We start from the raw sequence: 14,751 nt of genomic DNA on the forward strand, positions 1-14,751 counted from the left end.
TTCGGGCTAGAACAGGCCCTCGATAGCGCCGTCCGAATTGAGCCGGATCTTTTCCGAAGACGGCACGCGCGGCAGGCCTGGCATGGTCATGATCTCGCCTGTGATCGCAACGATGAAACCGGCGCCGGCCGAGAGCCGCACCTCGCGAACATGCACTTCATGCCCCTCCGGCGCGCCGCGTAGCGTCGGATCGGTGGAGAAGGAATACTGCGTCTTCGCCATGCAGACCGGCAGCTCGCCATAGCCCTGCCGCTCCCAATCGGCCAATTGCTCACGCACAGCCTTGTCGGCGGTCACTTCGCCGGCCCGGTAGATCTCGGCCGCAATGCGCTCGATCTTGGAAAAGAGTGGCATGGCATCGGGATAGAGCGGATGAAACGCGGACGGTGTCTCGGCAATCCGGACCACCGTTTCGGCAAGCTCGGTGATCCCCGCCGAGCCGTCAGCCCAGTGCCGGCAGAGCACGGCTTCTGCTCCGAGGCCTTCAGCGACCGCCTTGACCGCGGCAATCTCGGCTTGGGTATCACTGGTGAAATGGTTGATCGCCACCACCGCCGGCACGCCGAACTTGGCGAGGTTTTCCAGATGGCGCGCGAGATTGATGGCACCGCGCTCGACGGCGGCGACATCCTCGCGGGAGAGATCCTCCTTGGCCACGCCGCCATTCATCTTGAGCGCCCGCACCGTCGCCACGAGGACGACGGCCGAGGGCGTGAGCCCGGCCTTGCGGCACTTGATGTCGAAGAATTTCTCTGCGCCGAGATCGGCGCCGAAGCCCGCTTCCGTCACGACATAGTCGCCGAGCTTCAACGCCGTCTTCGTCGCCACCACCGAATTGCAGCCATGGGCGATATTGGCGAAGGGGCCGCCATGCACCAGCGCCGGATTGTTTTCGAGCGTCTGCACGAGGTTCGGCTGCAGGGCCTCCTTGAGCAACACGGCCATGGCGCCGTCGGCCTTCAGATCGCGGGCAAAGACAGGGCTCTTGTCGCGCCGATAACCGATGATGATCGCGCCGAGCCGCCGCTCCAGGTCTTCGAGGTCGGTCGCAAGGCAGAGGATCGCCATGACTTCCGAAGCAACTGTGATGTCGAAGCCAGCCTCGCGCGGAAAACCGTTCGAGGCGCCACCGAGCGACGTCACGATCTGGCGCAGCGCCCGGTCGTTCATATCCATGACCCTGCGCCAGGTGATGCGACGCGTGTCGATGTTGAGCTCGTTGCCCCAATAGATGTGATTGTCGATCAGCGCCGACAGCAGATTATGGGCCGAGGTGATCGCGTGGAAATCGCCGGTGAAATGAAGATTGATGTCCTCCATTGGAACGACCTGCGCATAACCGCCACCGGCGGCCCCACCCTTCACCCCGAAACAGGGACCGAGCGAGGGTTCGCGGATGCAGATCACGGCCTTTTTGCCGATCCGGTTGAGGCCATCACCGAGGCCGACGGTCGTGGTTGTCTTGCCCTCACCTGCCGGTGTCGGGTTGATGGCCGTAACCAGGATCAGCTTGCCGTCCGGCCGATCCGAAAGCCCCTTGATGAAGCTGGCGGAGATCTTTGCCTTGTCGTGGCCGTAAGGGATCAGGTTTTCGGAGGGAATGCCGAGCTTGCAGCCGATCTCCTGGATCGGCTTCTTCTTGGCTGCGCGCGCAATCTCGATGTCGGATGGTACGGTCATGTGTCCCTGCCCCTTATGTGTGCCGAGAAGATCGGACGGCGCAGCCCGGCTGGCAAGCAGGGCAGAGGACTTTTTTCACAGCGAAGAGTATGGGGCTGAATGCGACATGAGACCTCGCGCTCCCGCTTAGCGGCAAGGCCCCTCTGCCCTGCCGGGCATCTCCCATACACGGGGCGATTTCGGAATGCGGCTGACCTCGCAGCTTTCCGAAATCGAGCTGTGACGTTACATCGAGCCGGCGGCAGGCACCCACTCTCCCCCCGTGTGTGGGAGATGTCACGCAGTGACAGAGCGGGGGGTGCCTCAGACCGCAGCGATTGCGACAGCCGTCGCAAACCTCACCCCTCGCCAATCGCGATCAGGCTCGCGTTCCCGCCGGCAGCCGCCGTATTCACCGAGATAACCTGCTCGACCGCAAAGCGGCTCAAGTAAGCCGGTCCACCCGCCTTGAAGCCGGTGCCGGACATGCCGGAGCCGCCGAAGGGCTGGGTGCCGACAACAGCGCCGATCATGTTGCGGTTGACATAGATGTTGCCGGTGTCGAGCGCTTCGGTGACCTTGCGGATCGTCGCCTCGATGCGGCTGTGCACGCCAAGCGTCAAGCCGTAGCCGGTGGCATCGATCGAGGCGATGACCTGGTCGAGGGCCTTGGCCTTCCAGCGCACGACGTGAAGCACGGGGCCGAAGATTTCCCTGGTCAGCGCCTCTGGCCGATCCAGCTCGACAATATGTGGCGCGAAGAAGTTGCCGGTCGCGGGCACCTTCCCGGCGTAACGCACCTTCTGGCTACGCTTCATCTCGGCGATATGGCTCTCCAGCATCGCCTTCTGCTTCTCGTCGATAACAGGGCCGATATCCGTGGTGATCTCCAGCGGATTGCCGAGATTGAGCTCACGGGCCGCACCTTCGATCATCTCCAGCATGCCGTCTGCAATGTCTTCCTGCAGATAGAGGATGCGTAGCGCCGAGCAGCGCTGGCCGGCCGAGCGGAAGGCCGAGAGCACGACATCGTCGGCCACCTGTTCGGCAAGCGCGGTCGCATCGACGATCATCGCGTTCAGACCACCGGTTTCGGCAATCAGCGGCACGATCGGGCCGTCCTTGGCGGCAAGCGTCCGGTTGATCGCCTGGGCGGTTCCCGTCGAGCCGGTAAAAGCGATGCCGGCGAGCTTTGGATGGGCAGCGATCGCGGCCCCGACATCGCCAGCACCGGGCAGCAGCATCAGCACGTCTTCCGGAACGCCGGCCTTGTGGAAGAGCTTGACCGCCTCAAAAGCGATCAGCGGCGTCTGCGGCGCGGGCTTGGCGATGACGGCATTGCCGGCGACCAGGGCGGCCGAGACCTGGCCGAGGAAGATGGCCAGCGGGAAATTCCACGGCGAGATGCAGGCGAAGACGCCACGACCGCGCCAGGAGAGACGGTTGAGTTCACCGGTCGGGCCCGGCATGACTTCGGCCTCGCCGAACTGCTTGCGCGCTTGGGCTGCATAGTAGCGGCAAAAATCGACAGCCTCGCGGATTTCGGCAACACCATCGTCCAGCGTCTTGCCGGCTTCGAGCGCCAGAAGCGCAAGCAGACGATCACGATCGGCTTCGAGCAGGTCGGCCAACTTGTCCAGCGTTGCCGCGCGCTCTTCCACCGGGGTCCGTGACCACAGGGCAAAGCCCTGACGTCCGGCAGCGAAGGCGCGGTCGACATCGGCGGGCGTGGCATTGCGCACGGTACCGACCTTGTGGGCGCGATCGGCCGGCGACAGCACGGCCTCGTCACTGGTCGCGCCGGTTGCCCCTGGAACCAGCGGACGGGCCGCGATTTCGGAGAGCGGCTGACCGATGCGGGCCATCAGCCGTTCCAGATAGTCGCGATGGCCGAATTCGAAGCCGGCGCTGTTCTTGCGGTCGCCGTAGAGAGCGAGCGGCATGGGAATCTGGCTGTGGCGGGCGCTCTGACCATTGCCGAGGCCCAGCTTTTCCGTGGGCCGCTCAAGCAGTGCGGTGACCGGAATGTTCTTGTCACCAGCAACGGCGACGAAGGACGAATTCGCACCGTTTTCCAGCAGGCGGCGGACGAGATAGGCGAGCAGGTCGCGGTAGCCGCCGACAGGCGCGTAGATGCGGCAGGCAATGCGATCATTGCCGGAAAGCAGCGTGTCGTAGAGCGCCTCGCCCATGCCATGCAGGCGCTGGAATTCGAAGCCGGAGCGATCGGCACCGGCAAGCTCGATGATCGTCGAAACGGTAAGCGCATTGTGGGTGGCAAACTGCGGGAAGATGCGCGCCCGCTTTTCCATCAGCTTCGCCGCACAATGCAGATAGGAGAGATCCGTCGCCTGCTTGCGGGTCCAGACAGGGTAGTCGTCGAGACCGCGCTCCTGAGCGCGCTTCACTTCCGTATCCCAATAGGCGCCCTTGACCAGACGCACCATCATCCGGCGACCATACTGCTGGCAGAGGCCGTCGATGTAATCGATCACCTGCGGCGCGCGCTTCTGATAGGCCTGGATGGCGAGACCGAAACCGTCCCAGCCTGACAGCGACGGATCGGCAAAGACGGCGGCGACCACGTCGAGCGAGAGTTCGAGACGGTCGGCCTCTTCGGCATCGACGGTGAAATTCAGCTGATGGGCTTTCGCCATCTGCGCGAGCTTCAAGAGATCCGGCACCAGTTCACGCATCACCCGGTCGCGATGGGTGGCAAGATAACGCGGATGCAGCGCAGACAGTTTGACCGAAATGCCCATGCGGTTCGGCAGAAGCTGGCTCTTGCCGTGTTTTGCCATATGCGCGCCGATCGCCTCGATCGCCATGGCATAGGACTGGAAGTAGCGCTTGGCGTCTTCGGCCGTCCGCGCCCCTTCGCCCAGCATGTCGAAGGAGTGGCGATAACCGCGCTCCTCGCTCTTGGCCGCACGCGACAGCGCGTCCTTGATCGTTTCGCCGAGAACGAAGTGATGGCCAAGGAAGCGCATGGCCTGCTTGGTGGCCGAGCGTACGGTCGGGAGGCCAAGGCGCTTGACGAGACCGCGCATGACGCCTTCAGGCGTCTCGCCCGGACGGATGACGCGGGCGGAGAGGCCGAGCGCCCAGGCAGAGGCCGAGACGAACCAGCTGTCGCCGTGTGCCTCGTGTTCGCTCCAGCCGCCCTCCTTCAGCTTGTCCTCGATCAGACGGTCCTGGGTGAGCGCGTCAGGCACGCGCAAGAGCGCTTCGGCAAGCACCATGAGCGCCAGACCTTCACGGGTCGACAAACCGTATTCGCGCAAGAAGTCCTCGACGCCGCCGACCGAGCCGGAATTGTTTCTGATGGCATCAATATAGGTCGTGGCGCGCCGGTCGATGGCGCCGTTCTGGCTCTCGGAGAGCGACAGGCGCGAAGCAAAATGGCGGATGAGCTGGTCGTCGTCGCCGGCATAGGGGGCTTCGAAGCGCGGGAAATCGGTCGTGGCTGGCTTGATCATTGTCACCTCCGTGGTATCGGCAACATATCTTCGCATTTACCGAATTTCCCACTATTCTTTGGTCACTTCTCTGGCATATTCACTAGGAAAATGGAGTTTGGCAGAGAATGAGCAAAGAACTGGATCGCCTCGACCGAAAGATCCTGCGCGCGCTTCAAGCCGAGGGTCGCCTGAGCAATATCGAGCTTGCCGAACGGGTGAATCTGTCGCCCACCGCGACCGCGGAGCGGGTCCGCCGCCTGACCCGGGAAGGCTACATCACCGGTTACATGGCGATGCTCTCGCCGCAGAAGCTTGGGCGCAACCTGTTGGTCTTCATCGAGGTGAAGCTCGACCGCACCACCGCCGATGTCTTCGACACCTTCGCGGCGGCCGTGAAGCGATCGGACGACGTGATGGAATGCCATATGGTGGCAGGTGGCTTCGACTATCTTGTCAAGGCACGGGTCGCCGGCATGGAGGCTTACCGGCAGTTCCTCTCCGAGGTCATTTTGCCGCTTCCCGGGGTGCGCGAAACCCACACCTATGCAGTGATGGAAGAGGTCAAGGCAGGATCGGCTCTGCCCGTTTAAATATCAGCATAACAGGCAGTTGCCATTTTGATCGGCAGCAGTCAGACATTAGTCATATTAATCGTGACAGACCCTGAAAAACTGCTAGCTTTTCGTTTGGACTGATATATTGGTCTTAAACTTCCGAATTGATGTCAACTTTCGAAATTGATAAAATGTTTCCAGAAAGACAGGCACTCTTGAGCGAGCACATCGGGAGCTGTCAGAGCCGCGCCGAGCTGATGGACAGTTGGTCCCGGGCAGCGCGTGAATACGGCCTCGACTATGTAAGCTTGGCAGCAGCGCCCACGGCTCAGGACAAGCTGTTCGGCCCGCTCGTGCGGGAGACGACTCTTCCCGCCGATTATTGCCGGGAATTCGATCGTCTCGAATTCCTGAAGCATTGCCCGACGGTCACGCATATCAGCCGGTCGATCATGCACAATGACTGGACGATCGGACCGGATGGGAAGGCGGCGACATTTGATTGCCCGCCGGAATTCTCCGCCCTGATGCTGAAATACCGGCTGATCACCGGCATTCTCTTTTCGATGAATTCCGTCGATGGCAACCGTTTCGTCGTCCGCTATGACGGCGACCGCAGTCCGCTTGCGATGCCCGAAATCAACGAGCTGTCGATGTTGAGCATCCAGGCCTTCGATGTCTTCGACCGTCTGCGCCGCACCACAGGCAATTCGAACGTCTTGTCGGCACGCGAACTCGAGGTCGTTCGCTGGACATCGCAGGGCAAGACCTCGCTCGAAATCGGCCAGATCCTCTCGCTCTCCGACCATACCGTGAACGCCTACATGACCAATGCGATCCGCAAGCTCGATTGCGTCAACCGCACGCAATTGGTCGCCAAGGCGATACGCATGAAGATCATCAACTGATTGCACCAAGCAACTGAAAACAAAAGGGCCCGGTCTCGCGACCGGGCCCTTTTTGCATGCGGCATGGAGAGAAGGCCCCGCCGTCTCAACGATCAAGGATGGCGCGAATCTCGACCATGTTGGAGCGGACGCGCAAAATATAGAAGCCCATGGTCGCGAGATGCGTCGGCATGATCCAGCCGTCTTCGCTGCCATTCGAGATGATTGCCGGCCGGATGCGCAGCGAGGCTTGCAGCTGAAGCTCGAGCTCGGTCCAGATGGCAGTCAGATTGCGCTCACGGATAACGTCGCCGAAATCGGCGCGGGTCGCCCGCAGGATTGCATACTGGGCATAGAGCTGACCATAGGCGAACCAGAAGCGGTCGTCGGCACGGGTATCGAACCAGCCGGCGTTGAACTCTTCCGAACGGCGGCGAAGAATGTCGGAGGTATTGCCGAGGTCGCTGGCCATACCGTCGAGCAGCTGCAGCAGGTTGTCGGAGCGGGTATCGAAGACGGATTCGCAATTGGCAAGCGAGGTGTTAAAGCGGTTCCAGCTCTCGACAGCAGCCCTGTAGTAGCTCGGGGTCGGCGTCTTGAAGCCGAAGGGATCGGTACCGAAATACCAGGTTCCCTCGTCGAACTGGATATTGCCGCGCGCATCCTGCAAATCGTTGTTGATGCCGGAGGTGCCGCGCACGCGGCCCAGATTGTCGGCGAGCTGAATGGCAGTCCGGCGCACCACCTGGTTCACGCCGCGCTGGAACGAAGCCTTGTTGTCCATGAACGGCGTCGTATCCCAGTCGAGCCCGAACAGGCCGAGCTTGTAAAGAAGCGTCGAGGAGACCCAGCTGTTCTGATTGACATTCTGGTCGGTCAGCGCGGCACTCATCATCACCACGGCCGAGTCCTGGCAACGATTAGCCTCCCCCGGCAGCGGCGAGCCGGCCGGAACCGTGCGTTCCTCAAATTTGTAGGCCTGGACGAAGGCCGGGTCGAAGGCGTGCCACACCTGGGTGCGATAGATGAACTGTCCATAGACGATCACCAGCAGCACGAGGACGGCAAGGATCGGTCCCTTGATGATCCAGCTGCGGTCGCGATACCAGCCATGGGCGGCGAGGAACGGCCAGAGGAACCAGGCGACCACCATGCCGATGCCGCGCCCTATGGCGGCGAAGACGCGCTGGAAAAACGCGATGATGGGATCAAGCATGGTCATCTCCTAGTCCATAAAGGCGTTTGCGGAAGGCGGCCTTGTCCTTCAGATAAGTGTCGGACAGGCGGGATACAACATAATCGCGATAGGCTTCCGGATAGCGCTCGTAAGCGCGGTAGAAGCCCTGCTTGTCGAAGACGAAGCGCGAGACGAAATCGTCTGCCGTCAGATGCGCGATCAGCCGGTTTGTCAGCCACTGATCGGGATGATCCGGCTCGGCGCGCACCAGCCACAGCCGCAGCTTCGGATCGATATCCGCCATTCTGAGGTTTCCGGTGCGCGCGAGCGTCCGCAACGCCTCTTGCAAGAGCGGATAGATGCCGCGATCGCCGATCACCTTGGCGTTCCGGTGCAGAAAAGTCTGCATCCAGACCGCATCGATGCGCGCGAGATCCGGGACAGGATCGAGCGTGGCGGCGACCGACAGAAGCGCCATCTCCAGCCGGTGCGCAAAGAGACCCGAGCTTTCCACCCAGCTGGCACGCGGCAGTTCGAGCCGGCCGGTGCGCGCCAGGAAGTCGGCGACCTGGGCGGTGTCATCGATCGAGATGTAGCTCACCTGCCAGGGCCGCGACCGCCGGAAACCCGGGGCTTCGGGATCGCAGATGACGGTGGTGATCTTCTCGTCGACAAAGACGAAGACACCGCCGAAATGATCGGCCCAGAAGGCATCATGGCGGAAGACGAGTTTATCCGGCACCAGCGTGTTCTGCCGGATATCGCCGGTCTCTTTCGCCAGCGACACCATGCGCTCCAGCATCGCGTCGTCGCGCCAGCCATCCGGGCTCGTTACCAGCGCGTCGCAGAGTTGCCGCAGTTGCCCCGCCTTGCCGAGCAGGTCCTCGGCCGACAGCACCTTGAACTTTACCTCGTTGATCGACAGCAGGTCGTCGAGCGTCTTCACCTCGGAAACACTGTCCTCGATCTCGCCATAAAGCGTATCCTTCAGCGTGATCGCATGGATCGCGCGGGCATTGGCCGAAAAGAACTCGTGCATCAGGCCGGCGGTGTTGGAAAAGCTCGTATGCACCACCGGCAGACTGTCCTGCTCCGGGGTCAGGATGATGAAGCGCCGGTTGACCTTCAACGGATCCAGATAATCGGGATCGCCCAGTTCTGCCGCCACCTGTGGCGAGAAACCGGTGATGTCGATGTCGAATTCGGCGAGCGTGGTCTCGGGCAGGTCGAAGGCGGCAAGTGCCTTGTTGTAGCGCGCGACCAGATGCGGCTCGCGGATCGCAAGCAGGCGGCCATAGATGAGTTCGGCTTCGAGGAGGCGGTTCATGCGGTATCTGTGACCTTCCTGCCCTCGTGCCGCCAGTAGAGGTCATCGAGGTCGAGCTTCAAGACATCGGCGATCGCTTTGAGTGTTGCGACACTGCCGTCCTTCTTGCCTGTTTCGATCTCGGACAGATAAGCGGTGCTGATTCCGGCAGCGGCAGCAAGGTCCTTGGCCGCCATACCGCGAAAATCGCGCCAGACGCGGATCGGGCTTTCACCTTCACCCATCCGGTTGACGTACTCGGCAGGGATCAGCTCTTCCTCGCCCGCAGCTAGCTTCCTCTCGAAACCAACGACAGCCAGACTGTCTTCCAGATCCTCGATGCGCTCGATCAGTGCTTCGTAGTCTTTGCGGCTGAGTACGATCATCTCTTCGCCATTTGGCGTCGTAAACGATGATGCGATCGTCATCAGAGCTCTCCCTCATAGGCTTCACCGCGTGCTGCCACACGCACCACGTCGACGACGGTTCCGTCTTCACGGAAGATCACGCGCCAGTCTCCGATCCGCAGGCGATGGTAACGGCTGTCACGTAACTTTTTGACATTGTTGGCGAGTGAAGCCGGGTCGGCGGCATACTGAAGAACCTTAGACCGGATACGTCGCGCCTCGTTTGCCGGCATCCGGTTCAAGCTACGAATGGCATCCTTGCTGTAGACAATGTCCCGCACATCCTAATCCTCAACCCCGATCTCGACAACCAAATTCGCAAATAGCGAATTTCACCATCTCCCCTCCCCCTTCATCTTCTCGATCTCGCCGATCGCCCGCTCCCGCTGACGCTCGCGGCGGATGATCTCCTTGACTGCAGCATCATCCGACTTGTCGGCGTAGCGGAATTCCGAGTCGGCGTAGCGGTTGATTTCCTGCAGGATCATCTCCATCGTCACCGGGCCGCGCAGTTCGGAGATCATCGCCTTCTTCTCGTCGTAGCTCTTGTGGACGAAGGCGTCAGGCTTTTCGAACCAGGCGTCGGGCAGTTCGACGTCCATCGCCCGCATCTTGATCGCATCGGTGATGTTCTTGATCGCCCGGCCGGTAAAGCGCGGTTCGACGAGCTTGATCGCATGCAGATAGCCGCCGACATCGGCGAGCGTCTCTATTCTGCCTTCGGTCTTCTCGTAGCGTTCCCAGACCGCAACAAGCCCGTCTTCCTTCGGGCGGTCATGCTCGCCATAGGAGCGGCTGACCGCCTGCTGGATCTGCTGACCCGCGAACAACTGGTGTTCGCCAAGCGGGATCTGATGGTTCTTGCCAACGAGCAGCGAGAAGATGTCGATATAGTCCTCGCGGCTCTGCGGCCCGTCGACCAGCCAGCGGGCCCCAGCGCGCTGGCGAAGCGCATCATCGACATTTTCAGGATAGTTGGAGAACATGCCGAAGGTGGCATTGCCTCGCACGACGGTCGAGGCGCCGGCAAAGCTTTCCATCAGAACGGCCGTCACCTCGTGCTGGCCGGATGACGCCCGGTCGTCGGAGCGCTTGGCCGTCACCTGGTCGACATCGTCGATCGTGCCGAAGCCGATGACGCGCGGTTTGAGCACGTTGTTGACGAAACTCTTGGCATTCTGGCCTGACTTGCCCTGATAAGACGAAATCTGGTCGACGCCGAAATTCTCGTAATGGAAGGCATAACCCGCCATCCGGCAGTAGTCGTTGAGGAGACCTGCCAGCATCTGGATCAGGATCGTCTTGCCAGTACCCGGCATGCCATCACCGATGAAGGTGAAGAGGAAGCCGCCGAGATCGACGAAGGGGTTCATCTGGCGGTCGAAATCGTAGGCCATCAGCATCTTGGCGAGCTTCAGCGCCTGATACTTTGCGATGTGGTTGCCAACAATTTCTTCCGGCTTCTTGAAGCTCATCGAAAGCGGCTTCGATTTCACGCCCGGCGCGGCATCGAAACCGTCAAGAGTAAAATCGTCCTGATCGACGCGGATATGGGCGTTTTCGAAGACGCCGAGATGCTCGAAGCGCGCCTTGCGGGTCAGAAGCCCGTCGAGCGCAAGATCGGCCAGACCGCGCACCCGGCCGATCAGCGTCACATCGTCGCCCGCCCCCTGCACGGCTGCGTCAATGCCGGCGACCATGCTTTTCAGCGCATCCTGAGCAGTATCGAAGAGGAAATCCGGCGCGCGGATGCCGTCGAGCTGCTCGCCTTCACCCGCGACGGTGGATTTCAGATAAGCGGCAAAGGCAAAGGCCGCGACATAGGCCTGGGACGCGAGCAACGCCTTGAAGCGGGCGGCTTCCTCGCTTTGCAACGGCGCGCTGATGTTCCGCGCCTGCAAAGGCTCCAGCTCGCTCTGCCGGGCAAAGACATCCGATATCGCAAGCGCCACCTGCGCGCCGCGCCTGACGCGGTAGAGCACGGTATGCTGGGCAGGCGTCAACAGCGGATCGGCAGCGCCGGTCGCCTGAATGGTCTTGGAAAGTTCGATTTCGCGGGTGCGTCGCACGGAGCCCGTTGAAACAGTCGAGACGAAACGCCGCCCTGTACCAGCAATCGGGGCACCCGAAACACCTTCGCCCTGATCGAGCACCACGATGCGTGTCACCAGCCCCTGAGCAACGGCCAGATGCTTGGCGACATCTTCTTCCCGCAGCGTCGTAAGGCCTGCCGTCAGTTCACTCATGCTCAGACCTCGCTCACGACCTGATTGCCGGAAATCACGTGAACCTTGAAATTGCCGAAGATCGGTTTGATCTCGCCGGCGGCATAGAGCGCCTGATAGGCGTCATGCGGCACCAGCGCGTGTTTCTCATAGGTGGAGACACCCATGCGCGCCGCTTCGAGATCATGCGTTTCGATATGGAATTCCTGGGAAGCCGGTGTGGACGAAAAGAAGCCTTTCACTGCCGGCTGCTCGCGCCTGGAAAACACCTCCTGCACCGTCCAGGTCATCACCCACGCATTCTCAGGCCTGCGGACCCGGTCGAGGATCTCGGTGACACGGCCGGAATTCTGGGTAAGCCCCGTGGAATAGAGCGGCCCGAGCACAATGCGGCGGACCGACTTCGGATGCAGTGTCGGGAAATCGCGGTCCATGTTGGTGGCGATGGTCGCAGGCGTCAGGGAATAGGCGGAATTCCTGGCACAGAAATCGTCGAATGTGCGGGCGAGCTCGGGATTGAGCAGACCACCCACAGGAAGCGGGATTTCGACCTCGTCATTGAGCTTGCCCTCAGCCGTCACAAGGATCTTTGCGACATTCTCGGAGGAATCCTCGACCGTCGCCAGATAGATCATCGGCAGGGTGCTGACCCCGTCGAAGGCGGCCCAGCTGACAAGATAGGAGGGCCGGCGCGACTGCGGATTGACGCTGACGGCAACGGTGGTGGGAAGCACAAAGGGAGAGAAGATCTCGCCGGCACTCACCTGCTCCAGATAGAGCCGCTCGGCGATCTGCTGCTGCAATGCCGTCGGAAACTCCTTCTGCCGCAGGATGAAATCGACCATTTCCTCGCGCAGCTTGGAAACGGCAGGAATGGTGGAAAGCCGTGTGGCGGCGCCCGCGCGGTCGTTCTCAAGTTCCAGCACGTTCTGGAAGATCGGAAAGCCGCTCTCGGCCTGGGCGATCTTGAACTGCCCGGTAAAACCGATGCGGTTTTGCCAGGAAGTGAAGGAGTTTCTCAAGCGGTCGAGGTAGGGCAGCAGGTGAAGCGCTGGCGGCCCTTTCTCGCCGAAGCGGCGATCGGACTGGCCGAAGAACTGCTCGAGCCCCGAAAATGCCGAGGCCATGGTGGTGAAATAGTGCGTGACGGCACTGTTGCGATCGACGGCGTTCATACCCCTCCCCCCATCGAAGCGACCGCGCACCGCGAAAGCGGCACGCGGCCGGATGGCCGCGTCCACATCAACGACATGCTCAAGGCTTCACGTAGTCGGCCGCATTGTGCTTGTCGAGAACCGCCTGGAAACGCCGGGCGAAGGCCTCGTCGGCGAGCTTCTTGCGGCGCTGGATGTCCTGAGTCGAGAGCATGTTCTTCTCGTGCAGCTCGAGGAGGTCGCCGATATGCCGCTGGGCGGCAGCACCGATCCCCGCCATCGTTTCTTCTGCGGCCGTGTCGACCTGAGAGCCCAGCGTGTTGATCCGGTGCGCAACTTCCTGCTGGGCAGCCGTCTTAAGCGAATCCTCGAGCGCCTTGTAGAGCACGATGCGCTGCTCGGTATCGATGCTCAGCTTGTTGATCAGCGTATTCTGCGCCGCGATCTGGTTGTTCAGACTGTCGACGAAGGTCTGGAACATCGAGGTATAGCGTTCGAGTGTCTGGCTTTCGGCCAGCAGTTCCTGTTCGCGGGCCTGGGCCTGATTATAGTCCGTGGCGAGCTTCGAGCGCTCGGCCTCAAGCGCCGTGCGGTCAGAGGTATCGGTCGAGGCTGCGATCTTGTTTTCGATGTCGAGCAGCGCCGGATTGAGCGTCTCGATCTTCTTCTGGGTCTCTTCGAGATTGGCAATCGTCTGCTTGCGCCGCTCGATCACCTGCACGAGGCTCGCCTCGGAGGTCTTGTAGCGCTCCTCAAGAACCGTCTTCTGTTCCTTGAGGATGCCGACGATGCTGTCGGACTTGGCGAGCAGTTCCTGCAGATTGCCGGCAAGCGACATGTTGCGGACGCGCTCGGTGCGCATGCGCTGCGCTCTCTGCTTGGAGAAGATGCCGATGAACTTTTCCATGCCGGAAAAGCTCTTCATGCTCTCGAACTCGGCGCCGAAGACATTGGTCGCGTCCTCCAGCCCGATGATCAGGTCGGCGATATTCGCCTCCATAACCTTCTGCTGGTTGAGGACATCCGAGATCCGGGCGTTCTCGATGTCGAAATCTTGGCCAACCAGCTTCGAATCGCTTTTGGCCAGCGTATCCAGCACCACGCTCGACTGGTCGATCTTTCCACGCATCTCCGAGACGATCTTACGCGTCTTTTCGATCTCAGTGTCGAAGCCTTGCAAAGTCGCCATGTTGTCTCCCTGTCCCTCATGCCGGCGGCTCGCCGGTCTCGTCTCTTGCCACCATAGCGCGTTTCCCGACGCGGGAAAGTATCGCAGCGCACAGCACCAGTCGCCCTCCCCCGATATGGAGGGTCCGAACGCCCACACAAGAGGCGCTATCAGAGAAATGCGACAGCCGCGAAACGGCCGTCGCATCAAGGAGTTGCGAGGATCTTACTGACCGCCGGCGGCAGGATCCTTGAGATAGGCTAGGATGTTGGCGAGGTCATCGTCCTTCTTGACCCCGGCATAGGCCATCTTGGTGCCTTTCACGACGGCCTTTGGCGCCTTCAGATATTCGGAAAGCAGAGCCTCGTCCCAGACCTTGCCCGCACCGAATGCGGTCATTGCCGGCGAATACTTGTAGTCGGCGATCGAAGCGACCGGGCGGCCGACGATACCCTGCAAATGCGGGCCGACCTTGTTCTTGGCCTCGGTCGCGACATGACAGGCCTGGCAGGCCTTGAACGCCTTGGCACCGGCAACCGGATCGCCATCGGCGAGAGCCGGAAACGGAGAGGCCGCAAGCGCGAGCAGCATGATCATTGAAGACGTCTTCATCGAAACTCCTGTATGCATCCAATTGGCGCAAGTGCGCGCCGCCGCCATGGCATCACCTCATCGCACAACAGGCAAGCACTTGCTTTGACGCCCATCAAGCACTCGAACTTTTTTCCGCCGCCCGAGTTCCCTGCCCTGTAG

12 protein-coding genes are annotated in these 14,751 nt (G+C 61.3%); 2 read left to right on the forward strand and 10 right to left on the reverse strand.

Annotated features, from left to right (window positions below; genetic code table 11):
- Positions 1–6 precede the first annotated feature (6 nt).
- Positions 7–1,680 carry a formate--tetrahydrofolate ligase gene (locus tag GH983_RS12750; RefSeq protein ID WP_153762574.1) on the reverse strand — a complete coding sequence of 558 codons (1,674 nt, stop codon included), beginning with the start codon at positions 1,678–1,680 and terminating at the stop codon, positions 7–9.
- Positions 1,681–2,018: 338 nt separating this feature from the next.
- Positions 2,019–5,138 (reverse strand): bifunctional proline dehydrogenase/L-glutamate gamma-semialdehyde dehydrogenase PutA, encoded by a 3,120-nt coding sequence (gene putA / locus GH983_RS12755; RefSeq protein ID WP_153762575.1) that lies wholly within the window; start codon positions 5,136–5,138, stop codon positions 2,019–2,021.
- A 107-nt stretch (positions 5,139–5,245) separates the two neighbouring features.
- Between putA and GH983_RS12760 the strand changes: the two genes are divergently transcribed.
- Positions 5,246–5,710, forward strand: a complete 465-nt coding sequence (locus GH983_RS12760) for an Lrp/AsnC ligand binding domain-containing protein (RefSeq protein ID WP_054148481.1) — start codon at positions 5,246–5,248, stop codon at positions 5,708–5,710.
- A gap of 179 nt (positions 5,711–5,889) precedes the next feature.
- Complete coding sequence (locus GH983_RS12765) at positions 5,890–6,582, forward strand: LuxR family transcriptional regulator (RefSeq protein ID WP_153762576.1); 693 nt, start codon at positions 5,890–5,892, stop codon at positions 6,580–6,582.
- Positions 6,583–6,667: 85 nt separating this feature from the next.
- Here the strand turns inward: GH983_RS12765 and GH983_RS12770 are convergent, their stop codons facing one another.
- The 8 genes from GH983_RS12770 to GH983_RS12805 all read right to left on the reverse strand — a co-directional run bounded on the left by GH983_RS12770 (position 6,668) and on the right by GH983_RS12805 (position 14,610).
- Positions 6,668–7,777, reverse strand: coding sequence for a DUF2333 family protein (locus GH983_RS12770; RefSeq protein ID WP_153762577.1), 1,110 nt, complete (start codon positions 7,775–7,777; stop codon positions 6,668–6,670).
- Entirely contained in the window at positions 7,770–9,065 is a 1,296-nt protein-coding gene (locus GH983_RS12775; RefSeq protein ID WP_069043623.1) for a DUF6638 family protein, read from the reverse strand. Before GH983_RS12775 ends, GH983_RS12770 begins: the two co-directional genes overlap by 8 nt.
- The gene (locus GH983_RS12780) at positions 9,062–9,472 is read right to left on the reverse strand and encodes a helix-turn-helix transcriptional regulator (protein ID WP_153762578.1); all 411 of its coding nucleotides are present in this window, start codon (positions 9,470–9,472) and stop codon (positions 9,062–9,064) included. Before GH983_RS12780 ends, GH983_RS12775 begins: the two co-directional genes overlap by 4 nt.
- Positions 9,472–9,732: a type II toxin-antitoxin system RelE/ParE family toxin gene (locus tag GH983_RS12785; RefSeq protein ID WP_153762579.1), complete on the reverse strand. Its 261-nt coding sequence runs from the start codon at positions 9,730–9,732 to the stop codon at positions 9,472–9,474. The genes GH983_RS12780 and GH983_RS12785 overlap by 1 nt, the downstream gene beginning before the upstream one ends.
- A gap of 51 nt (positions 9,733–9,783) precedes the next feature.
- Entirely contained in the window at positions 9,784–11,697 is a 1,914-nt protein-coding gene (locus GH983_RS12790; RefSeq protein WP_153762580.1) for an AAA family ATPase, read from the reverse strand.
- Between the two features lie 2 nt (positions 11,698–11,699).
- A complete protein-coding gene (locus GH983_RS12795) occupies positions 11,700–12,851 on the reverse strand; it encodes a hypothetical protein (protein ID WP_153762581.1) in 1,152 nt (383 codons plus the stop codon).
- Positions 12,852–12,930: 79 nt separating this feature from the next.
- Positions 12,931–14,019 carry a hypothetical protein gene (locus tag GH983_RS12800; protein ID WP_153762582.1) on the reverse strand — a complete coding sequence of 363 codons (1,089 nt, stop codon included), beginning with the start codon at positions 14,017–14,019 and terminating at the stop codon, positions 12,931–12,933.
- A 204-nt stretch (positions 14,020–14,223) separates the two neighbouring features.
- Positions 14,224–14,610, reverse strand: a complete 387-nt coding sequence (locus GH983_RS12805; RefSeq protein WP_054148474.1) for a cytochrome c family protein — start codon at positions 14,608–14,610, stop codon at positions 14,224–14,226.
- Positions 14,611–14,751 lie beyond the last annotated feature (141 nt).

Source organism: Agrobacterium sp. MA01, assembly GCF_009650195.1.
In the GTDB taxonomy this organism is placed as follows: domain Bacteria; phylum Pseudomonadota; class Alphaproteobacteria; order Rhizobiales; family Rhizobiaceae; genus Allorhizobium.